The organism is Flammeovirga sp. SJP92 (assembly GCF_001583495.1).
In the GTDB taxonomy this organism is placed as follows: domain Bacteria; phylum Bacteroidota; class Bacteroidia; order Cytophagales; family Flammeovirgaceae; genus Flammeovirga.
The window spans coordinates 339,605-360,459 of sequence record NZ_LQAQ01000093.1 but is presented as its reverse complement, the minus strand read 5'-3'; the positions used below and the strand labels follow the sequence as shown (position 1 = coordinate 360,459).

The window sequence follows — 20,855 nt, the reverse complement described above, 5'->3', positions numbered from 1 at the left end:
AATGAATAAAATAGCAATCATAGCCACTACAGATAGAGGGCTTGAACAGGCGCTCATTCTTCAAAAAGAATTCCCAAAATCTTTAGTGGTCACTACTCGTGAAACAGACAATGAGCATGTCTCAGTCGTGGCTTCATTGAGTGATTACCTGAGCAACTATTACCATAAACTAGACGGCATTTGCTTTGTGAGTGCATTGGGTATTTGTGTACGATTGATCGCACCTTATATAGAAACGAAGGCAACAGACCCTGCAGTGGTTTGCATGGACGATCATGGCAAAAATATTCAGTCGGTGCTTTCAGGACATCAAGGTGGAGCCAATCAATTTGCGGAGAAAATCGCTCAAGTGGTGGGAGGGAAAGCCATCATCAGTACATCGAGTGATCTACAGGAAATATGGGCGTTGGACACCTTGAGCCAAACTTATGATTGGACAGTTGAAACAGATCAACCATTAAATCACTTGATCAGCCTATTTGTCAATAATCAGCCGACAGCATTATTGTTGGATGTCAAAGATAAAGGCACTGCTTATTTAGAGAAAAACCTTCCCGAATTTGTGACGGTATTTTACGATGCAGAAGAAATAGTTGCGGAGCAGTTTGAGTTATTGATTGCGGTGACGTATAAAATTTACGATTTCAATCTTCCTTCTCTTTACTACAGACCTAAAGTATTAGCCTTAGGTTCGGGCTGTTCGAAGACTTTAGATTTCCCTCTTTTTGAAGCACGATTAAAAGTAGAATTAGAAGAGCAGAAGATTGCTTTTTCAGCATTAAAAACATTTGGATCTATTGATATCAAAGCTCAACAAAGCGCTTACCTCGACTTTTCCAATAAATACTATTTACCATTTGTCACTTTCTCAAAAGAAGCAATTGACGAAGTGAAAGTACCGAATCCGAGCGAGATGGTACAGTCTAAAATTGGAGTGGACGGCGTTTCTGAGTCTACAGCCATGTTGCTTTCTAAGCAGAATAAAGTATTGGTGGAGAAAACAAAAATCCATTTAGAAAACGACGATAAGTTTACGTATTCCATTGCATTAATCAAGGACTTTGAGAGAAGATCTGCTGTAGCCATTATTGGTGCAGGTCCGGGAGATGAGGAATTGATTACGGTAAAAGGCAAGCAGTATTTAGAAGAAGCGGACTGCGTGTTGTATGCTGGAAGTTTGGTTCCGGAGGAAATGATCAGTTGGTGTAAAGAAGGTGCGATTGTTCGTAATTCAGCCATGATGACATTAGAGGAGCAAGTTTCTTTAATGTTTGATCAATATAAAAAAGGAAACGCAATAGTAAGACTGCATTGTGGAGATCCATCCCTTTACGGAGCGATTCAAGAGCAGATGACCATTTTTGATGAATTGGGAATGGACTACTTCATCGTTCCGGGTATTTCTTCCTTTAGTGCGGCGGCGGCGGCATTAAAATCAGAATTTACGATTCCAGAAGTAGTGCAGTCGATCGTGTTGACACGTGGAGAAGGGAAAACGCCAATGCCAGCAAAAGAAAGTGTGGAAGCATTTGCCAAGACTAACGCGACAATGTGTTTGTTCCTCAGTGCCGGAATTGCCAAGAAAGTACAAGCTCAATTATTGAATCATTTTGATGAAAATACGCCAGTGGCCGTGATGTACCGATTGACTTGGAAGGACGAGGAAATTTATCAGGGACAATTAAAAGACCTCGCACAAATCGTGAAAGACAGCAAGAAAACAAGAACGGTATTGATCGTAGTCGGAAAGGCAATTGGAGCTAGAAAAAACCGCTCACAATTATACAACCCTGATTGGCAACATATCTTCAGAACCAATAAAAAGTTTGTCGTAAAAGAAGCGTAAGCATGGTATTGGTTTTTGGAGGAACAACGGAAGGCAAGCGAGTGATGGAAGTACTGAAGCAACATCGACAAGCATTTATCTACTCTACAAAAACAAAAGTAGAGGTGGAGAGCAGTGCGTACATGAAATATTGTTTCGGTGCATTGGATCAAGACTTAATGCAGACGATGATCAAAGAAAATCAAGTGACAATGATTATCGATGCCGCTCATCCGTTTGCGGAGCAGTTGCACAAAACCATTGAAGCAGTTGCCCTCCAAAACAAGCTTCCAGTAATTCGATTTGGAAGGGAGCCTATTCAACTAAAAAATAAGGAAGGCATTCATTGGGTGGAGAGCTATCAACAGGCAGAGGCTTTACTTTTTGATCAATTCCAAGGAAAAAAGTTGTTGGCACTAACGGGTGTACAGACAATTGAGAAGTTTGAAAAATGGTGGAAACAAAACCCTTCATGGTTTAGAATTTTACCTAGAACGTCTTCTATGAAAATTGCTCAAAAAGCAGGTTTCCCTAGAGAAGATTTAATCCTTTCCATGCCTAATCAAGAATTGGAGAAAGAGGTGGCTTTGATTCAAGAAAAGGGAATTGAGGTTTTGATGACCAAGGAAAGCGGTGCAAGTGGTTTTCTTCAAACGAAAATTGATGCTTCACAAGCTTGTGGAATTCCAATCATCATCATTCGAGAACCAAAAATACCCGCTTCCTTTCAGGTGGTTTATACAGTTCAAGAACTAGAAAAAATATTAGATCAAAATAGTTTTTAATACAAGCTATTTGATTGCACGACGTCTGCCTTTCTTACGGCATTGATGGGAAAAGCGTCAAGAATTTCATGGAATGAGCTGGTTAAAATGATTTTGCTGTTTGAGCGTAGCGAGTTTAAAATCATTGAGGCGAAAGGAAAGAAATTTAGCTTTTGACTTCACAGCCTAGATTTTTTTGCTTCGTTTTTTCATCAATGGAAAAAATGAAGAAGAGGAAAAATTGAAAGTAGTATGAAGGGGTAATCGGGTAACATTTTAAAGATAAACATGGGTTTAAAGAAAGTTCCAGAAGGTGAGTTGAAAGAAGGTTTCACAACAGGAACCTCAGCTACTGCAGCCGCAAAAGCAGGCTTAAAGGCTATTATCTTTCAACAACAACAGGAAACGGTAAAAGTGCATTTACCGATAGGGAAAATATTGTCTATACCTGTTCACTACTGCGAATATTCTTTTAGCTCCGCAAAATGCAGTGTTATCAAAGATGCAGGCGACGATCCTGATGTGACCAACGGTGCCGAAATAGGTTGTGAATTACAGCTGATTGAAGAGCAGGAAATCCAATTTATCGCAGGCGATGGTGTGGGAACGGTTACACTTCCGGGGTTACAATTGGGAGTAGGAGAACCGGCGATCAATCCTGTTCCAAGGAAAATGATCACCGATGCTTTACAAAAGCTTTTGCACGATTATGATTTGGAAATGGGAGTAGCTGTCACTGTTTATGTAGTCAATGGAAAGAAGCTAGCGAAGAAGACCTTAAATGAGCGAGTGGGCATCATGAACGGTCTTTCCATTTTAGGTACTTCAGGCATTGTAAAACCTTATTCTGCATCTTCCTATATCGCAAGTATTGAGCAAGGTGTTGACGTGGCAATTGCCAATGGCATTGATGAACTCGTGATCAATTCAGGAGCGAGAAGTGAAAAATACCTCCGAGCATTATTCCCTGATTTTTCAGAGCAAGCCTATATCCATTATGGAAACTGGATTGGTGATACGCTTCGCAAAATTCAAAGTGCACCGATCAGAGCAGTGACCATCGGAATTATGTTGGGGAAAGCGGTGAAGTTGGCAGAAGGACAAACCGATACGCACAGTTGTGTTTCCAGCTGGAACAAAGAATTTATTCAATCCATCGCCCAAGAAGGCGGGTATTCAAAAGAACAACAAGAAGCAATTCTTCAATTAAATATGGCGAGTAGACTCGTAGAAATTTTTCCTTTTTCGGAAGAGGAATTATTCTATCAGTTGCTACTCCAAAAATGTTATCAATCCACTAAATCTATTATTCAACAAACCAAACTCACTATCTACCTCATCGGCAAAGAGGGTGATTTTATTAAACTAAAATAATTATGACAGGAGCAAGTTTCATTCGACCATTAATGGCAGGGGTATTACACTCCTTCGAGCCGGATCACGTGACAGCAGTATCCGTATTAGCCACTGAAAACGCAATCAAAAAAGAAAGAGCCTCTTTTAAAAACGTATTCAAAGCTTCACAGTGGGCTTTAGGACATTCAGTAACCCTGATTTTATTAGGCGGAATTGCCTTATTATTTAAAAGTACCGCAGAAGTTTTTGTCCATGATTTATCAAGTTGGGCAGAAATGTCAGTAGGTCCGATCATGATTTGGTTAGGCATTGTGGCCATCAAAAGAAACCATAAAATCAATGATATGATGCAAGATCATAAAAGGATCGAAGAGCATGATCATTTAGATACCAACCCAATTCACCTTCATGGAAAGCAAGGAGAAGAAATTGCGATGAATCCTATGAACCGTTCGTTTTGGGTAGGAATGCTTCATGGATTGGCAGGGACAGGTGGAGCGTTGACTTCCGCTTTGATTTTAAGTTCTGCTACAATGTGGGATGCTGTATTAATTTTATTGGTAGAATCTGTTGGAATCATTTTAGCCATGGGTATTTACAGCTATACTTTGTTGACGGTTTTAAGTCGATTTATAGAAAAGAACATCGCCATTTTTAAGTGGATGAACGGACTAGCTGGTGTAGCCTCAATCGTCATCGGATCATACTGGATTTACAATTCAATTTTTGCTTAATGAACAACTTCCCTTTTACAGCCATCATCGGTCAGGAATCGTTTAAGTTGGCACTAATTCTAAACATCATCGATCCCACTTTGGGCGGAGTTTTAGCCGTTGGCGATAAAGGTACGGGTAAGACCACCTTGATCCGATCCCTGTCTGACTTGATGCAAAAGCCATTTGTCAACTTGCCGATTGGTGCTTCTGAAGACAGAGTTTTGGGGCATATCAATTTGGAGAAACTCATTAATGATAAAAAAGAAGAAGTCCAACACGGTTTGTTATCACAAGCCCATCAGGGTTTTTTATATATCGATGAAATCAATCTGTTGAATGATTATCTGATGGATGTGCTATTGGATGCTTCCGCAACGGGAAGTTATCATTTGGAAAGGGAAGGAATTTCAAGAAAGTTGAATAGCCGTTTTTGTTTAATCGGCTCCATGAATCCAGAAGAAGGAGATCTGCGTCCTCAATTAAAAGATCGTTTTGGTCTTTCGGTAGAGGTGAAAACGCCTTCTTCATTACAGGAAAGAACGCAAATAGTACAGCATCGCTTGGCTTTTGATGATAATCCAAAAGCATTTTTTGAAGGTTTTGACAAAGAACAACAACAATTATTCGATCAAATATTATCGGCTCAAGCACGATTATCAAGCATTGAACTAGAGGAAGATGTATTGGAATATTGTTCTCAATTGGCACTTGAACATGCGGTAGAAGGATTAAGAGCAGATATTTTATTGGTTAAAACAGCAAGGGCTTATGTGGCATTCCAAAATGGTGAGAAAGTCACAAAAGAGGCTGTAAAAGCTATTCGAGAATTTGTGCTTTTACATCGTAAAAATCAAAACCCACCGAATCAAGAACCGCCTCAAAATCCTCCACCTCAAGAGGAACAAAAGGAACAGCAAGAAACTTCAAAAGAAGAAACACCTCCTGTACAATTTGAATCGGTTATACCTAATGAATCATTGACCTTAAATCAATCTTTCAAGGAAAGTAACAAACAAGTTATCCATCAAAATGGTGTAAAATCCTCTACGGATACTCGAAAAACTGTAAGCCAATATTTGGCGACGTACAACTTTGAATTAATCAAGAAATCAAAAGTAGAACCGACCAAAAAACAAGTGATCTTCATTTTGGATTCAAGTGGTTCCATGATCAAAGATCAAGTGATAGCTTACGCAAAGGGTGCGGTGCAAAAGATGATAGAAAAATACGAATCCTCTGATGTGCATTTTTCTCTGATTTCTTTATTGCAAAACGAAGCGGAAGTAATGGTACAGGAAACGTCTAACGTTGCTTTTGTCACTGAAAAAATACAGCAATTGCAGACGGGAGGAAAAACGAATATCATCGCCGCTTTGAAGAAAATAAAAGGCATGTTGGTCGGTTTCGATCTGTCAGAAACGGAATTAGTGATTGTTTCCGATGGTCGTTTTTGTGCTGAAACGTCCATAGAAGACATTATTTCAAGCTATCAATTTCACTGTAAAAAAGTAGATCATTTGACTTTAGTCGATGCCGAAAATGGAGTAGTGCGATTAGGCATTATGCAGGATTTAGCCGATCGTTTAAGAGGCAATTATCAGAAATTATCCCTTTAAATCATGAAAGCGAACATTCACTTTGTCACAGGAGGTCAGCGTTCAGGGAAAAGTGCTTTTGCCGAAAAAGTAACTTTAGAACTATCCGAAACGCCTATTTATTTGGCTACCTCAAAAAAATGGGATGAAGAGCACAACGAAAGAATTGCCCTTCACCAAGAAAGAAGGGAAGAGTGTTGGACTACCGTTGAGGAACCTATTGAAATACATCAACATGACTTTACAGGAAAGGTAGTTTTATTGGATTGTATCACGCTTTGGCTTACCAATATTTTTGATGAGGTATCTTATGATAAAGAAAAAGCTTTGCAACGAGCACAAGAAATCTGGACTGCATTAATACAGCAGAACTGTACGCTGATTGTGGTCAGTAATGAAATTGGTTTGGGAGGAATTTCCATGAACAAAGCAAGCCGTCAGTTTACAGATATTCATGGATTGATCAATCAATTTATCGCACAGCAAGCACAAAAAGTAACATTTGTAGTATCCGGTCTACCGATGACCGTAAAAGAATAAACCTAATGAAAACATCAAGCTTCATCATCGCCGCACCAACGAGTAATTCAGGAAAAACAACCGTCACTTTGGGATTGCTTCGCTTATTGAAAAACAAAGGTTATAGCACACAACCTTTTAAAAGTGGACCGGATTATATCGATCCAAAATTCCATAAGATCGCTTGTGGAAAAACGGGAATCAATCTTGACCTCTTTATGATGAGAGAAGAACACATGCGTTCCACTTATCATGAATTAGTCAATGAGGTAGATGTGGCTTGTATAGAAGGAGTGATGGGCTTATTTGATGGAGCGAGAAAGTCAGAAGGAAGCACCGCCGAGTTGGCTAAGAAGCTAGACATTCCGGTCATTTTTGTGGTGGATGCCAAGTCTGTCGCCTACTCCGTTGCTCCATTATTATACGGCTTTAAAAATTTTGATCCCGATCTGAATATTGCAGGTGTAATCTTCAATCGTGTGAATACCAAAAGCCATTACAAATTTTTAGAAGAAGCATGTGAAGACGTTGGGATAAAAGCATTAGGTCATGTGCCTTTTATTGAAGAATGTAAAATCCCATCAAGGCACTTAGGGTTGTCGATTGATAACCTCTCAAAATATGATCAGATGATCGGCAAAATGGCGGATCAGATGAATGAAACTATCGCTATTGATCAGTTACTTTCTATTACTCAAAGAGAAAAAATAGTACTTGAAGAAAAGGCAGAAACGTCCAACCCTGATTTTAAAATAGCAGTGGCACAAGACGAAGGTTTCAACTTCAGTTATTATCAAAATATCGAAGCTTTAAAGCAATTGGGAACCGTACAGTTTTTCAGCCCAATTCACGATCAAGAACTCCCTAAATCCGATTTGGTGTACTTCCCCGGAGGCTATCCAGAATGCTACACTCAAGAACTTTCTGCAAATACAAAAATGAGAGAAAGCATTAAGAATTTCGCAGAAAATGGCGGGCAAATCATCGCCGAATGCGGAGGGATGATGTACCTCGGAAAAAGCATGGTAGATCAAAAAGGAAATGAATTACCAATGGTGGGCGTCTTCCCTTTTACAAGCTCAATGGAAGCTATGAAACTCACATTGGGTTACAGAAAAATTGACATCGATGATTTCACGATTAAAGGGCATGAATTCCATTATTCAAAAGTCCTTCAAGACGAAAATGTAGCCACTGTTGGAACCGTGTGGAGTGCAAGAGAGCAGGAAGTTCCAACAAAAATCTATCAATATAAAAACGTATTGGCCTCTTACATCCACTTTTATTTTGGTGAGGTAGGAGACCTTCAGAAACTACTCCATCACCAACCCATGATTTAAATCATGGGTTGGTGATGGAATCAGAATAGTCCAAATACAAAACAAATAAACTCTTACGCTATGAAAATCTACACTAGAAAAGGTGATTCAGGAAAAACAGGCGTATTCGGCGGAAAAAGAGAGTTCAAAGATGCTCCCCGAATCGAATGCATAGGCACATTGGATGAAGTGAATTCAACCATAGGGCTTTTAAGATCAAAATTAGGCAATGACCACGAGTGGCAACCGAATTTACATAGAGTTCAGAAAGACATGATGAATATGATGTCGCATTTGGCTCGACCATCAGATTCTAAAAAAGAAAATCAAAATCCTCACCCAACAGATGGAGCGGAATTTTGCGAAGCATGGATCGATGAAATGGAAAGTAAAATGAGTAGCCCATCAGATTACTTTTTATTACCGGGAGGAAATGAAATTTCGGCTTTATGCCATGTGTGCAGAACACAAGTGAGAAGAGGCGAAAGAGTTTTGGTGACCTTAAGTCATGAGGACCCGGAAAGTGTATTGGACTATATCTCTTCGTACATCAACCGTCTGTCTGATTTGTTTTTTACCATGGCACGCTCGGAGATGGACAAGCACGGAGTAGCAGAAGAAAAATGGAATTTATTTTTATATAAAAGAAAGAAAAAACCACAAGCATGAGAAAAATCCCAATTACAATCGTAACAGGTTTTCTAGGCGTTGGAAAAACGACTTTAGTACACCACATGATGAAAAATGCCAACGGAAAGCGCATTGCTTTATTGGTCAATGAATTTGGTGAAGTAGGTGTTGACGGTGAAATCATCAAAGCAGGTTGCGGAGATGATGAGTGTAACTTGATAGAGTTATCCAACGGCTGTATTTGCTGTACCGTTCAGGAAGAATTCTTACCGTCTATGTTGGAGTTGATTGAGCGAAAAGATGACATTGACCATATCGTGATCGAAACTTCAGGTTTGGCAATGCCAAAACCATTGGTAAGAGCAGTGAACTGGCCTGACTTAAAACCACACATTACGATCGACTCAGTGATCACTGTAGTAGATGCTGTAGGTGTAGCAACAGGAGAATTCTGCGATAGACAAAGAGTACAAGAGCAAAGATTGGCAGACGATTCATTGGATCATGAAACACCGATTGAAGAGTTGTTCTTAGATCAATTATCATGTGCAGATTTGGTATTGGTTAGTAAAAGAGATTTGGTGGATGATCAAAAATTTGAAGAAATTTCATCTTACGTTCAGCAAAAAATCAGAGCCAACACGAAAGTCATTCCTGTAGTCAATGGAGAAGTAAGCAACGATCTATTGTTAGGAATTGAAGCATCAGCAGAAGACGATTTAGATAACCGTCATTCTATCCACGAGCATCATCACGAACATGGTCATGACCACGATCACGACGATTCATTAGTCACAGAATTATTAGAATTCCCTGAAACGTCAGACATCAAGCAATTGGTGAAAGAAATGACGCAATTGGTAAAGGAACATGAAATCTACAGAATCAAAGGTTTCGTCAATATTCCGAACAAGCCAATGCGTATGATTCTTCAAGGTGTAGGTGATCGTTTTGATTATTATTTTGATCGACCTTGGAAAGAAGGAGAGATAAGAAAAACGCATTTAGTGGTGATTGGTAGAGACTTAAAATTAGCTTCAACAGCGATCTAAAATCATGCATAAGAATATAAAGCTGTTACTACTAGCCTCTATTCTCACGCATATGGGAGCAAACTTACTTGCTCCCATTTATGCCATTTTTATTGAGAAAATAGGAGGGACATTAATGGACGCAGGAATTGCCATTGGTGTTTACGCCATCTTCAAAGGCATTTTCTTTTTCCTTTTTGATAAAATCGATGAGTCCAGACTCAGCAAAAGAGCCATGATGTGTATTGGCTATATTTTGATGGGAACCGGTTATGCCTTGTATGTTTTTGCAAGCAGTCCAACCCATGTTTTCCTCATCCAAGTCATTTTATCCTTAGGTGAAACAGTCATCACACCTTCATGGAGTGCCATTATTGCCATGTCATTGAAGAAAGGAAAAGAGAAAAGTATCTACTCTCACTTTTACGGCTACCGTTCTCTTTCAGAAGGCATCGCCGCAATCATTGGGGCCTTGTTCGCCATGCAATTTGGTTTTGCATTAGTCTTTTCACTAATGGCGTTTTTCTCACTAGCATCAAGCGTTTTATCCTTATTAGTGGAAGAACATGTGATATCAGAACCAGAAAAAGTAAAGGTTGCTTAGCTTTATGAGGTTGAATGACCCTGTTTCAAGTGTTAAGCGATAGCGTCACTTGGAACTGTTCATAGGCGAAGTCTCCTGACTTCGAACCTCATCCTTTTTATATTCATTCATTTCGAAGTCGGGAGACTTCGCCAATTATAAATCACAAGTGACGCCTGTCGGCTTAACACTTGCGATATTAAAGTAAAGGAAGCTTAATTCTGATAATCGAATAAATGTCCTATCCATTAAGGTAGTATCCTTATCGGCATTGAAGGGAAAAGCGTTAAGAATTCTATGTAATGAGGCGTTAAAAATGATTTTCTTGTTTGAGCAAAGCGAGTTTAAAATCATTTAGCCGATTGGAATAGAATTTAGCTTTTGACTTCACAGCCTTGAATTTTTGCTTCGTTTTGTTTCAAGACAAAATGAAGAGGAAAGATAATTGGAAGTAGTACCTAATAATTTTAGTATCCCCTCTTTTCATTATGCATTTAATTTCAACACTTCCCGGAGGATGGAACCCCAACGACGAAGGCGTTTTCCATATCCAACAATCTACCGGAGACCTTCTTTTCTTATCGGCCGCCGACACCGAGTTATTCACTGTCAACAAAGCCTACCAAGAACTACATCAAGAGGAAACGGAACTACCAAGTGTACGTTTAGCCAACTTGACGTACTTCAAGCAGGAATTGACGATTGATACTTATATCGAAGAAGTAGTGTCAGAAGCCAAAGTTGTTGTGTTGAAATTATTGGGAGGAACCGCTTACTTTTCATATTTGTGTGAAGCGATTGCTGAGTATGCCGAGGACAATGACATCAATGTAATTTTCCTACCGGGAGATAATAAACCTGATTTGGAATTGATGCAGATGTCGACTTTGCCCCTTTCAAAAGTCAGTGAAATATGGCAGTATTTTGTGATGGGAGGAAAGGAGAATACCAAAGAGGTGTTGAAGCTGATCATGAATGAAACATTGGAATATGATTTTCCAATCAAAGCCCAAGAAAGCATTCCTGATTTATTCCTTTATCATCCTTCAAAAGGAATTCTTAATCAACCTTTAGTACAAACAGAGAAGGTAACGGTATTAATATTAGGTTATAGAAGTTACTTCTTAGCCGATAACCTTGATCCATTTATTGCAGTCACTGAAGAGTTGGAACGAAGAGGGGTGACAGCCATTACTTGCATGGCGTTGTCGTATCGTGATGAAGACATTCAGCAACGTATTTTTTCTCTTTTGGAAAATTGCCGAATTGCTCCACCTAATGTGTTGATCAATACGACCGGCTTTTCATTGCAAGGCTTTCAAGACAATGAAACCAAAGGTATTTTTGACACGCTTAATGTTCCCGTCATTCAAGCAATATTAGCGAGTTGTAATAAGCAGGTATGGGAAGAAGGTACTTTTGGTTTACCGCCGACTGATATTGCAATGAATATCGCTTTGCCGGAAGTCGATGGGAAGATCATTACGTCGGTGATTGCATTTAAAGAAGCCAAGGAAAAGGATCAGTTGACAGATTCTGAAATTGTGTACTTCGAGCCTCATGTAGAAGGCTGTCAGTTTGTTGCAGAACATGCAAAGGCTTGGATTCAACTGGGAGATAAAGAAAATAAGCAGAAAAATGTAGCCGTTATTCTTCCCAACTATCCAAGTAAAAATAGCCGTTTGGCGAATGGAGTAGGATTGGATACTCCTGCAAGTACCGTAGAAATATTAAATGCCTTAAAAAACTCAGGGTATGATTTAGGTGAAAATGTTCCTGAAGGAACAGAAGAATTGATGGAGTTGTTGACGGAAAATGTCACCAACGAACTGGAATCACTCTCTTATAAATCCGCTGAAATTAAAATCAAAGAAGAAGAATTTTACACCCACTACAACCAACTATCCATTGCATTAAGAGAGAAAGTAGAACAACAGTGGGGGCATCCATCAAAATCACCGAATTACCGAGAAGGTTATTTTCTAATTCCAGGAAAGCAACTAGGCAATATTTTCTTAAGTATTCAACCCAACAGAGGGTATAATATCGACCTTCAAGCCACGTATCACTCTCCTGATTTACCACCGACTTACGCTTATTTGGCGTATTATATTTGGTTGCAAAATTACTTCTCAGCCGATGCCATCATTCATGTCGGAAAACATGGCAACTTGGAGTGGTTACCGGGGAAAGGGGTAGCACTATCAAAGGAATCTTGTTTTCCTGCCGCCATATTGGGGGCAATTCCTCATTTCTATCCCTTTATTATTAATGACCCAGGAGAAGGAACGCAAGCCAAAAGACGTAATCATGCCATTATTTTAGATCACTTAATTCCACCGATGACAAGGGCTGAAAATTACGGTGAATTGCTTCAATTGGAATTATTGATTGATGAGTTTTATGAGTCGGCTTTACTTGATCCTAAAAGAGCCAATTTGATTAAATCGAAAATCGAAAACCTTGTCAATACAACTCATTTGAGAGTGGATTTGAATGAAGATGGAAAAGATATTGATGCACTTTTGGAGGTGATCGATGGGTATTTATGTGAATTAAAAGAAGCTCAGATTAGAGGAGGACTTCATATTTTCGGTTTGCTTCCACAAGAAGAAAAATTCTTGGATATGTTGGTGGCATTGCACCGCTTACCTCAAGGAGAAACCAAGAGTATTTTACAAGCCTTAGCTATTGATCTGGAATTAGCTTTTGATCCTTTGGATACTGCTTATGAAACGGCATTAAAGGAAACAATCATGGGCGTAGAATGCAGAACGATAGGTCAGGCAGTAGAGGTTTTGGAGAATAGAGCGAAGACGATCATTGAAGGAATTATCAATCATCAAGAAGGAAATTATGGTGAGGAAACACAAAAAGTCGTCTCATTTATCAAAGAAAAAACGATCCCGACTTTACTAAAAACAAGGAATGAAATTGACCACCTTCTCAAAGGCTTAAATGCTCAGTACATTCCTGCCGGTGGTTCTGGTGCACCAACAAGAGGACGATTGGATATTTTACCGACCGGTAGAAATTTCTATTCCGTAGATACAAGAACAATTCCTTCTCCATCCGCTTATGATTTAGGGGTGAAAAGTGCTCAAAATATCATTGACAGATACCTGCAGGAAGAGGGAGAATATCCAAGTTCAGTGGCGATTTCCGTTTGGGGAACTTCCACTATGAGAACGGGTGGAGATGATATTGCACAAGCTTTTGCATTGCTCGGTGTTCGACCGATTTGGCAGGGAGCCAATCGTAGAGTAAAGGATTTTGAGGTTATTTCAACATTGGAGTTAAAGCGTCCAAGAGTCGATGTTTTATTGCGTATTTCTGGTTTCTTCAGAGATGCCTTTCCTGATGTGATTTCCTTATTCAATTCAGCCGTTGAAAAAGTAGCTCAATTGGATGAACCGTATGATATGAACCCGATTAAAACCCGTTTTGAAAAGGAAAGAGAAGATTGGAAGAAAGAAGGGTTGGATGAAAAAACGGCTCATGAACGTTCATTGTACAGAGTTTTTGGTTCCAAGCCAGGAGCGTATGGTGCGGGTTTGCAGGGATTGATTGATGAGAAAAACTGGACGAATCAAGAAGACCTTGCCAATGTATATATCAATTGGGGAGGCTATGCCTATACAGGGAGAAGAAATGAAGGAAAGTCAGCACATGAGACCTTCAGAAAACGATTATCTATGGTGGAAGTGGTTGTTCAAAATCAAGATAACCGAGAGCATGACTTATTAGACTCTGATGATTATTACCAATTTCAAGGAGGAATGACAGCGGCAGTCAACTTGGAAAAAGGAGAAATGCCAACCACTTATTTTGGTGATCACTCACGCCCTGAACAGCCAAGAATTAAATCGCTGAAAGAGGAATTATTAAAAGTATACCGTTCAAGAGTAGTCAATCCAAAATGGATGGAAGGTATGAGAGACCACGGTTACAAAGGAGCTTTTGAAATGGCAGCTACCATGGATTACCTTTTCGCCTATGATGCTACCACCAATCTGATCGAAGACTTTATGTATGAAGGCATCACAGAAGAGTATCTTTTCAATCAAAAAAATCAAGAATTTATCCGCCAACATAATCCTTGGGCATTGAAAGATATGTCGGAGAGAATGCTGGAAGCGATCCAAAGAGGATTGTGGGAAAACCCAAATCAAGAAACATTGGATCAGTTGAAATCGCTCTATATGAAAGCGGAGGGAGAATTGGAATAGGATAATAGTAATATAATTGATATTCAATGTAATGTGAGTGTGAATTTGTGTGGTTAATGTGTCAATAGGTATTCTTTTTCTTTTTAATTTATAAAGAAATAATACACAACCCTTAAACTATTTATGGACACATTAATTGAATCAATCTACGCCCTTGAAATTCTAGATTCAAGAGGCAATCCCACAGTACGCGTTTATGTTGAATTATTTGATGGAACAAGAGCATATGCTTCCGTACCATCAGGAGCATCAACAGGTCAAAACGAAGCCTTAGAACTAAGAGACGGAGATGAACGATATGGAGGAAAAGGGGTACAGAAAGCAGTAGAAAATGTAATCACTACTATTGCTGATGCCTTGGAAGGGATGGACGCTACCCAACAAAAAGAAATAGATTACACTATGATTGAATTAGACGGAACTGACAACAAGTCAAAGCTCGGTGCTAATGCAATTTTAGGGGTATCAATGGCAGTGGCAAAAGCAGCTGCACAATCTTTGGATTTGCCTTTATACCAATATTTAGGAGGAACTAACGCTGTTCGTATTCCAGTACCTTGTATGAATATTCTGAATGGTGGGGAACATGCTGATAACAGTGTAGACTTTCAAGAATTCATGCTTGTACCTCATGGAGCACCTTCATTCAAAGAAGGATTACGTTATGTGGCGGAAACGTTCCATATTCTGAAAGGAATTTTAAAAGAAAGAGGCTTAGCAACAAGTGTGGGTGATGAAGGAGGTTTTGCTCCGGATTGTGAAAGTAATGAAGCGGCGATAGAATTAATTATTGAAGCCATAGAAAAGGCAGGGTACAAGCCCGGAAAAGATCTTTCAGTTGCAGTGGATAATGCGGCCAATTCATTTTGCTCTAATCTAAAAGATAATTATGATTTAGTCTGGTCAGGAAGAGGGAAAATGACTTCAGATGATTTAATAGCCCTAACAGGAGAGTGGTTGGACAAGTACCCGATTATTCTTTGGGAAGATCCATTAGCAGAAAAGGATTGGGATGGTTTTGCTAAGTTCACCGCAAAGTATGGAGATAGAATTGAAGTGGTAGGTGATGATATTTTCGTGACCAATACCAAATACATTAAAGAAGGAATTGAGAGAAAAACAGCGAATTCTTGTTTGATCAAACTCAATCAAATTGGTACAGTAACTGAAACGATTGAAGCCGTCAGAATGTGTAGAGAAGCAGGGTGGCGCTATTTCCTCTCACATAGGTCAGGAGAAACAGAAGATACTTTCTTAGCCGATTTTGCTGTTGCTATGGACGGAGGACACCTTAAAACAGGCTCTGCTTGTAGAGGTGAGCGTATTGCAAAATACAATCGTCTACTGGAAATTGAGCATGAACTGGCAGGGAGATCAGAATATAGATGGAAGTAAATAATACTTCAAATGATATAAAAATATCACCTGCATTTGTAGGTGGTATTTTTCAATGAGAATGAAAATGAAATTTATTTTTCACTTTTTTTGTCAGTAAAATGCTAAAACCACGACTTAAATATGATGCTGTTCAAAACTATCGCTGAACAGCCATTGCAGTAACAATAATTTTTTGAACCAAACTTTAACTTTTACTATGAAAAAGCAATTACTTACCCTAGTAATCTCCCTTTTTTCTTTATGCTTGTATGCACAGGACGCTGAAACATTACCTTCAAAATACTTATATGCTGATGCTACAGTACAAATCAGTTCTGACTTTGTAGGGTCGCTTTCTCTTGGACATTCTTGGGGACTTGGGAAAAAGAAAAGATTTGTTCTTGGAACAGGTGTTCGATATTCATTTTTCCAAGGAAAAGATAATAAAGAGTTTTACTCTGCTCCTCCAGAGTATTTCGGGAAGGCTGATAAGCAAGATACATTGACAATTGCATCTCCTAGTCAGTCAAATATTGTCCTTTATATTTCTTTGAGTTACCGTATCAAGAGTAAGTTTGAAGTGGGTATGAATATCGATGCTGTAGGTTATACTTTTGGTGCTGACAAAGATGCAGTTTATACAGGAAATGGTAGTAGTCAACCTACTACAGCTTCTTCAGGCAATGCATCACTTTTACTTATTGGAGCAAATGATACAGGTATGTTAAGCTCTGAATTCTATGTACAATATCACTTCAATAAAAAGTGGTCAGCGAAGTTAGGTTTTGCTCATACCTTCACAGAATTTCAAACACCAACCGAATTACAACCTGGAAATAAAAGATTCAGAGGTGTAAGTGATGGATTAGTAATTGGAGCAAGGTATAACATAAAATAAAGAACGATGAATAAAATAACCCTAATCTTATTAACCTCATTTTGCCTTTTTATTTCAAAAGGATACGCTCAGGAAATCAATACTTCAGCATCAAAAATTGATTTTACAATCAGTAATTTCAAAGTCAATTCTGTTGAGGGCTTTTTCAATGGCATGAGTGGCAGTATTCAATTTGATGAAAATGATTTATCCTCTTCAGAATTTAATGTTTGTATTGATGCATCAACCGTTAATACCGACAACGAGAAAAGGGATGATCATTTAAAAAATGAAGACTTTTTTGATGTTGAGAAATATCCCAAAATATGCTTTACATCTGATGAAGTAGTGAAAAATGGCAACAAATATATTACTAAAGGAAATCTAACACTGCATGGTGTAACCAAAGAAGTTTCAATACCTTTTGTCAAAAATGGATCTAATCTGGAAGGCAAATTAGAAATAAAACGCCTGGATTATGACTTGGGTAAAGGAACAGGAACATTTACAGTGGGAGATGAAGTTGAAATTAAAATTACGTGTGTTTTAAACTAATTTCCTAATATATAACCGAAACGTTGGGTGATTAGATAAATAAAATGGAACACTCCATCAAATGTAACTTATGGTTATTTTGATGGAGTGTTTCTTTATTCAGAATTCCGTTTTTACTAAAACCTTTCAACTAAAAATATCAAGAGAAATAATTTTTAGCCTTTTGGCTCAATTGTAAAATCAAATAGCCGATAATAGTATAAATTATAAAATCAGCAATCAAAGGTTTTAGATACCAACCGGAGTTTGGTGTACAGCATTCTACAAAGAACTCTTCATAATAAGTAAACGGCAATCCAATCTTTAGAGAAAAAGAACTATCATAAATTGCAATCTCTTTTGGCAGATTAATGTAAGGAAGAAGACTGAAAAATGAAGAAGTGGAAAATAATAGTATGCTTAAAAGAATGATTTTAAAAATACTATAGGAAGCGAGTTTGATAGATGAAAACATGCTTCAATTTAATAAAAAAAGCCCATCAATGTGTTAAAAATTTGATATTAAACAATTATACTTTAAACAAAATATAAAAATGTCACTATGTAGTGACATTTTTTTTACTTTTGTCATCAAAGGGTGACATTATGAAAAGAACAAAGAAAATAATCATCGATTCAGCAATTAAAGCTCTAAGTGAGAATAGCAATGCGACACTTGATGAAATTGCACAAAAAGCAGAAGTCAATAAAAGAACTTTACATCGCTATTTTGATGGAAAAAAAGATCTTGTAGTTCAGGTTTTTGAAGAGTTGGGGAATACTTATTTTGAAGATATCATTGAGATTCTATCAAAAGAACAAAGTACAATTGTCACATTTAAAGAATTGTTCAGGTATGATGTAGAGGTCTTTCAGAATTATAAGACTATCCACAACCTATATGAAAAACATAGGTCTGATTTTCTATTCGAAACGAATATCATGAAAAAAATTAATGGTGAGTTTGCATTGGTATACCAAAGTTTGAAAGATGAAGGTTTCCTTAATGCAGAGTTCTCTATTGAATGGATTCAAGTTTATCATTTCGGGTTATTAGAGTCGGGTTACAGATTTAATAATAATTATAAAGACACGGAAGAGTGTTTTCAAAAACTATGGAAATTATTTTGGTGTGGAGCGAGCTGATTTATAAAAGACTAAAAACTAGACCAATACTATTAATAAGAAATGAGAAGATATGCATTTTTTAATTTTATTTTAATGAACCTTTTCATATGGGGAGTTTATTTTTGTGAGTATCATCCCAAAAGTCATTCTCATTGGGATTATTCTGAAAAACATGGACCACCTCATTGGAGTGAAATCGATTCGAATTGTAATGGAAAACATCAATCACCAATTAATATTATAGATGTTGAAACTGTACCTGCCACATTTACTAAAGGAATTATTGAGACGAAATATGAAAAAGAAACAACGATAAAATCAGTAACCAATAATGGTCATTCAATACAATATAATTTTGATGAAAATCTCAATAGCATTGAGTATGCTAGTGTCGAATATAAACTAAAACAATTTCATTTCCATTCGCCTTCAGAACACACTCTGAATGGAGTCAGTTATCCTTTGGAAATTCATATGGTTCACCATTCCGCTGAAAAGGATGCTTACATCATTTTATCATTATTGGCCCAGCAAGGTAAAGCGGATACGGTTTTTTCTTTCCTGCAGAAATATTTACCTCTACCAAGTGGTGAGACTAAAACAGTAGAAGAAAAGTATGACTTTGGTACTACTATTTCCTCTGCTTTCGGGGTGGACAGTCTAAGTGTATATACCTATAAAGGTTCACTGACAACTCCTCCTTGTTCTGAGGAAGTGTATTGGATTGTAATGAAAGACCCTATTCAAATATCAGAAAAACAATTACATATGATTCAGAAATTGATGCCTCACAATAATCATAGAGATATCAAGCCTCTGAATAACCGGATAGTTTATCATGAGATAATATTTGATGAATAAGACTTAACTCAAATACGCTTATACTAATATGACTACTAGACCAATTTTTAATTAAATCGTATTCCTTTTTTAATCTGAATATATAAATAGAAAACAGAATTGTAGTGAAGCTTAGAAAACGTTTTTTCGGAATCTGAATAAATCGTTTTAAACTCTTGTACGGAAGAGTATTTTTTAATTCTATTGAAAACGTAAATTGAAAGAATGACGGTCATCTCAGTATCTGAGGTGACCGTTTTATTTGCATAAAAAAACACTCTACTTTTCAGCAGAGTGTTTCAATATTTTGACTCGAACTAATAAGGTTTTAAGCCTCTACTAGATCTAAGATTTCTTTCAATTTTACGACTACAGTATCGATTTCTTCTTTTGTATTATATTTTGAGAAAGAAAAACGAACTGAAGTTCTATCAGCATCCCCGCCGATTCCAGCAATCACGTGAGAACCTTGAGTGGCTCCACTACTGCAGGCACTACCGCCAGATACAGAGATTTTTTGAAGATCTAAGGCGAATAATAGCATCCCATTTTTGCTAGAAGGAGGGAAGCTAACATTCAGCACTGTATACAAGCTATTGTCAAGATCATCGCTCATTCCATTAAATTCAATGCCTGGAATATGCTCTACTAATTGACCTCTCATATAGTCTTTTACTTCTTTAATATGAGCTGTGTGAGTATCCATTTCAGCATTGGCAATTTCTAAAGCTTTAGCCAAGCCTACAATTCCCCATACATTTTCAGTACCTGAACGAACTTCTCTTTCTTGCCCGCCACCTTCAATCAAAGCAGGCATTTTTGTTCCTTTTTTGATGTACATAAAGCCTGCACCTTTTGGTCCGTGGAATTTATGAGCAGCACCTGCCAATGTATGGATATGCAATGCTTTTACATCCACTGGGAAATGACCTACACTTTGTACGGTATCAGAATGGAAGTATGCACCTGAAGCTTTGCAAAGTTCGCCAACACGTTGAATGTCGAGGATGTTTCCAATCTCATTGTTACAGTGCATCAATGTCACCAATGTCTTTTCACCATTTTCTGTTAAAAGAGCTTCTAACTGATCAAGATCAAGATTGCCTTTTTTATCTACATTCAAGAAAACTAATTCAATACCGTTTTCTTTTGCTAAGTGTTCAGTGATATGAAGTACTGCGTGGTGCTCTAACTGAGAAGTGATAATTCTTTTCAAACCATAAGCTTGAACAAGACCTTTAATAGCTGCATTATCTGTTTCAGTACCGCCAGATGTAAAAATGATTTCAGAAGGTAAAGCATTAATACTTTGAGCAATCATTTTACGCGCTTTTTCAATCTCAGCCTTAGAGGCTCTACCATGTGCGTGTGTAGAAGATGGATTACCAAATACGGTATCCATTGAAGCAATCATTGCTTCTTTTACCTGTGGATCAAGTTGAGTACTTGCTGCGCTATCTAAGTAAATGCTCATGCCGTGTTTAATTTTGAATTGGTTGTGTGTATGTGTGAAAGTTATATCGTTTACACTC

Annotated in this window: 18 protein-coding genes; 16 read left to right on the top strand and 2 right to left on the bottom strand. The window is 37.9% G+C overall.

All coding sequences use genetic code 11. The features are described 5' to 3' along the window. Nucleotide 1 precedes the first annotated feature (1 nt). The 14 genes from cobM to AVL50_RS22235 all read left to right on the top strand — a co-directional run bounded on the left by cobM (nt 2) and on the right by AVL50_RS22235 (nt 17,376). Complete coding sequence (gene cobM / locus AVL50_RS22300) at nt 2-1,846, top strand: precorrin-4 C(11)-methyltransferase (protein ID WP_062618650.1); 1,845 nt, start codon at nt 2-4, stop codon at nt 1,844-1,846. Nucleotides 1,847-1,848: 2 nt separating this feature from the next. Beyond that, complete coding sequence (cobK, locus tag AVL50_RS22295) at nt 1,849-2,610, top strand: precorrin-6A reductase (protein ID WP_062618649.1); 762 nt, start codon at nt 1,849-1,851, stop codon at nt 2,608-2,610. Between the two features lie 267 nt (nt 2,611-2,877). Continuing rightward, complete coding sequence (gene cbiD / locus AVL50_RS22290) at nt 2,878-3,963, top strand: cobalt-precorrin-5B (C(1))-methyltransferase CbiD (RefSeq protein ID WP_062618648.1); 1,086 nt, start codon at nt 2,878-2,880, stop codon at nt 3,961-3,963. Between the two features lie 2 nt (nt 3,964-3,965). Continuing rightward, nucleotides 3,966-4,679, top strand: coding sequence for a cytochrome c biogenesis protein CcdA (locus tag AVL50_RS22285; protein ID WP_044202370.1), 714 nt, complete (start codon nt 3,966-3,968; stop codon nt 4,677-4,679). Beyond that, complete coding sequence (locus AVL50_RS22280; protein WP_062618647.1) at nt 4,679-6,277, top strand: AAA family ATPase; 1,599 nt, start codon at nt 4,679-4,681, stop codon at nt 6,275-6,277. The genes AVL50_RS22285 and AVL50_RS22280 overlap by 1 nt, the downstream gene beginning before the upstream one ends. 3 nt (nt 6,278-6,280) lie before the next feature. Then, nucleotides 6,281-6,796, top strand: coding sequence for a bifunctional adenosylcobinamide kinase/adenosylcobinamide-phosphate guanylyltransferase (gene cobU / locus AVL50_RS22275; RefSeq protein WP_062618646.1), 516 nt, complete (start codon nt 6,281-6,283; stop codon nt 6,794-6,796). A 5-nt stretch (nt 6,797-6,801) separates the two neighbouring features. Beyond that, a complete protein-coding gene (locus AVL50_RS22270) occupies nt 6,802-8,115 on the top strand; it encodes a cobyrinate a,c-diamide synthase (RefSeq protein WP_062618645.1) in 1,314 nt (437 codons plus the stop codon). Between the two features lie 60 nt (nt 8,116-8,175). Next, nucleotides 8,176-8,763 carry a cob(I)yrinic acid a,c-diamide adenosyltransferase gene (locus AVL50_RS22265; RefSeq protein ID WP_062618644.1) on the top strand — a complete coding sequence of 196 codons (588 nt, stop codon included), beginning with the start codon at nt 8,176-8,178 and terminating at the stop codon, nt 8,761-8,763. Beyond that, nucleotides 8,760-9,776, top strand: a complete 1,017-nt coding sequence (gene cobW / locus AVL50_RS22260) for a cobalamin biosynthesis protein CobW (protein WP_062618643.1) — start codon at nt 8,760-8,762, stop codon at nt 9,774-9,776. The genes AVL50_RS22265 and cobW overlap by 4 nt, the downstream gene beginning before the upstream one ends. 4 nt (nt 9,777-9,780) lie before the next feature. Continuing rightward, entirely contained in the window at nt 9,781-10,359 is a 579-nt protein-coding gene (locus tag AVL50_RS22255) for an MFS transporter (protein ID WP_082026401.1), read from the top strand. 467 nt (nt 10,360-10,826) lie between these two features. Further along, entirely contained in the window at nt 10,827-14,567 is a 3,741-nt protein-coding gene (cobN, locus tag AVL50_RS22250; protein ID WP_062618642.1) for a cobaltochelatase subunit CobN, read from the top strand. Nucleotides 14,568-14,690: 123 nt separating this feature from the next. Beyond that, nucleotides 14,691-15,962: a phosphopyruvate hydratase gene (eno, locus tag AVL50_RS22245; protein ID WP_062618641.1), complete on the top strand. Its 1,272-nt coding sequence runs from the start codon at nt 14,691-14,693 to the stop codon at nt 15,960-15,962. A gap of 199 nt (nt 15,963-16,161) precedes the next feature. Then, nucleotides 16,162-16,842 (top strand): hypothetical protein, encoded by a 681-nt coding sequence (locus AVL50_RS22240; RefSeq protein ID WP_062618640.1) that lies wholly within the window; start codon nt 16,162-16,164, stop codon nt 16,840-16,842. A 6-nt stretch (nt 16,843-16,848) separates the two neighbouring features. Next, nucleotides 16,849-17,376 (top strand): YceI family protein, encoded by a 528-nt coding sequence (locus AVL50_RS22235; protein WP_062618639.1) that lies wholly within the window; start codon nt 16,849-16,851, stop codon nt 17,374-17,376. A gap of 139 nt (nt 17,377-17,515) precedes the next feature. On the opposite strand, the gene AVL50_RS22230 is transcribed toward AVL50_RS22235, so the two are convergent. Then, a complete protein-coding gene (locus tag AVL50_RS22230) occupies nt 17,516-17,830 on the bottom strand; it encodes a hypothetical protein (RefSeq protein ID WP_062618638.1) in 315 nt (104 codons plus the stop codon). Between the two features lie 131 nt (nt 17,831-17,961). Here AVL50_RS22230 and AVL50_RS22225 point away from each other — a divergent pair, with 131 nt between their 5' ends. Both AVL50_RS22225 and AVL50_RS22220 read left to right on the top strand, forming a co-directional pair. Next, complete coding sequence (locus AVL50_RS22225; RefSeq protein ID WP_062618637.1) at nt 17,962-18,501, top strand: TetR/AcrR family transcriptional regulator; 540 nt, start codon at nt 17,962-17,964, stop codon at nt 18,499-18,501. A 75-nt stretch (nt 18,502-18,576) separates the two neighbouring features. Next, nucleotides 18,577-19,344 carry a carbonic anhydrase gene (locus tag AVL50_RS22220; protein ID WP_062618636.1) on the top strand — a complete coding sequence of 256 codons (768 nt, stop codon included), beginning with the start codon at nt 18,577-18,579 and terminating at the stop codon, nt 19,342-19,344. A gap of 307 nt (nt 19,345-19,651) precedes the next feature. Here the strand turns inward: AVL50_RS22220 and AVL50_RS22215 are convergent, their stop codons facing one another. Further along, complete coding sequence (locus AVL50_RS22215) at nt 19,652-20,797, bottom strand: cysteine desulfurase family protein (RefSeq protein ID WP_062618635.1); 1,146 nt, start codon at nt 20,795-20,797, stop codon at nt 19,652-19,654. Nucleotides 20,798-20,855: the final 58 nt, after the last annotated feature.

Bases quoted from the DNA above. Each gene is read 5' to 3' on its own strand.
- AVL50_RS22280 (WP_062618647.1), top strand. From the start codon at position 4,679: ATGAACAACTTCCCTTTTACAGCCATCATCGGTCAGGAATCGTTTAAG.
- cobM (WP_062618650.1), top strand. From the start codon at position 2: ATGAATAAAATAGCAATCATAGCCACTACAGATAGAGGGCTTGAACAG.
- AVL50_RS22230 (WP_062618638.1), bottom strand. From the start codon at position 17,830: ATGTTTTCATCTATCAAACTCGCTTCCTATAGTATTTTTAAAATCATT.
- AVL50_RS22240 (WP_062618640.1), top strand. From the start codon at position 16,162: ATGAAAAAGCAATTACTTACCCTAGTAATCTCCCTTTTTTCTTTATGC.
- eno (WP_062618641.1), top strand. From the start codon at position 14,691: ATGGACACATTAATTGAATCAATCTACGCCCTTGAAATTCTAGATTCA.
- AVL50_RS22220 (WP_062618636.1), top strand. From the start codon at position 18,577: ATGAACCTTTTCATATGGGGAGTTTATTTTTGTGAGTATCATCCCAAA.
- AVL50_RS22255 (WP_082026401.1), top strand. From the start codon at position 9,781: ATGCATAAGAATATAAAGCTGTTACTACTAGCCTCTATTCTCACGCAT.
- cobW (WP_062618643.1), top strand. From the start codon at position 8,760: ATGAGAAAAATCCCAATTACAATCGTAACAGGTTTTCTAGGCGTTGGA.
- AVL50_RS22215 (WP_062618635.1), bottom strand. From the start codon at position 20,797: ATGAGCATTTACTTAGATAGCGCAGCAAGTACTCAACTTGATCCACAG.
- cobU (WP_062618646.1), top strand. From the start codon at position 6,281: ATGAAAGCGAACATTCACTTTGTCACAGGAGGTCAGCGTTCAGGGAAA.
- cobN (WP_062618642.1), top strand. From the start codon at position 10,827: ATGCATTTAATTTCAACACTTCCCGGAGGATGGAACCCCAACGACGAA.
- AVL50_RS22285 (WP_044202370.1), top strand. From the start codon at position 3,966: ATGACAGGAGCAAGTTTCATTCGACCATTAATGGCAGGGGTATTACAC.
- AVL50_RS22270 (WP_062618645.1), top strand. From the start codon at position 6,802: ATGAAAACATCAAGCTTCATCATCGCCGCACCAACGAGTAATTCAGGA.
- cbiD (WP_062618648.1), top strand. From the start codon at position 2,878: ATGGGTTTAAAGAAAGTTCCAGAAGGTGAGTTGAAAGAAGGTTTCACA.
- AVL50_RS22225 (WP_062618637.1), top strand. From the start codon at position 17,962: ATGAAAAGAACAAAGAAAATAATCATCGATTCAGCAATTAAAGCTCTA.
- AVL50_RS22235 (WP_062618639.1), top strand. From the start codon at position 16,849: ATGAATAAAATAACCCTAATCTTATTAACCTCATTTTGCCTTTTTATT.
- AVL50_RS22265 (WP_062618644.1), top strand. From the start codon at position 8,176: ATGAAAATCTACACTAGAAAAGGTGATTCAGGAAAAACAGGCGTATTC.
- cobK (WP_062618649.1), top strand. From the start codon at position 1,849: ATGGTATTGGTTTTTGGAGGAACAACGGAAGGCAAGCGAGTGATGGAA.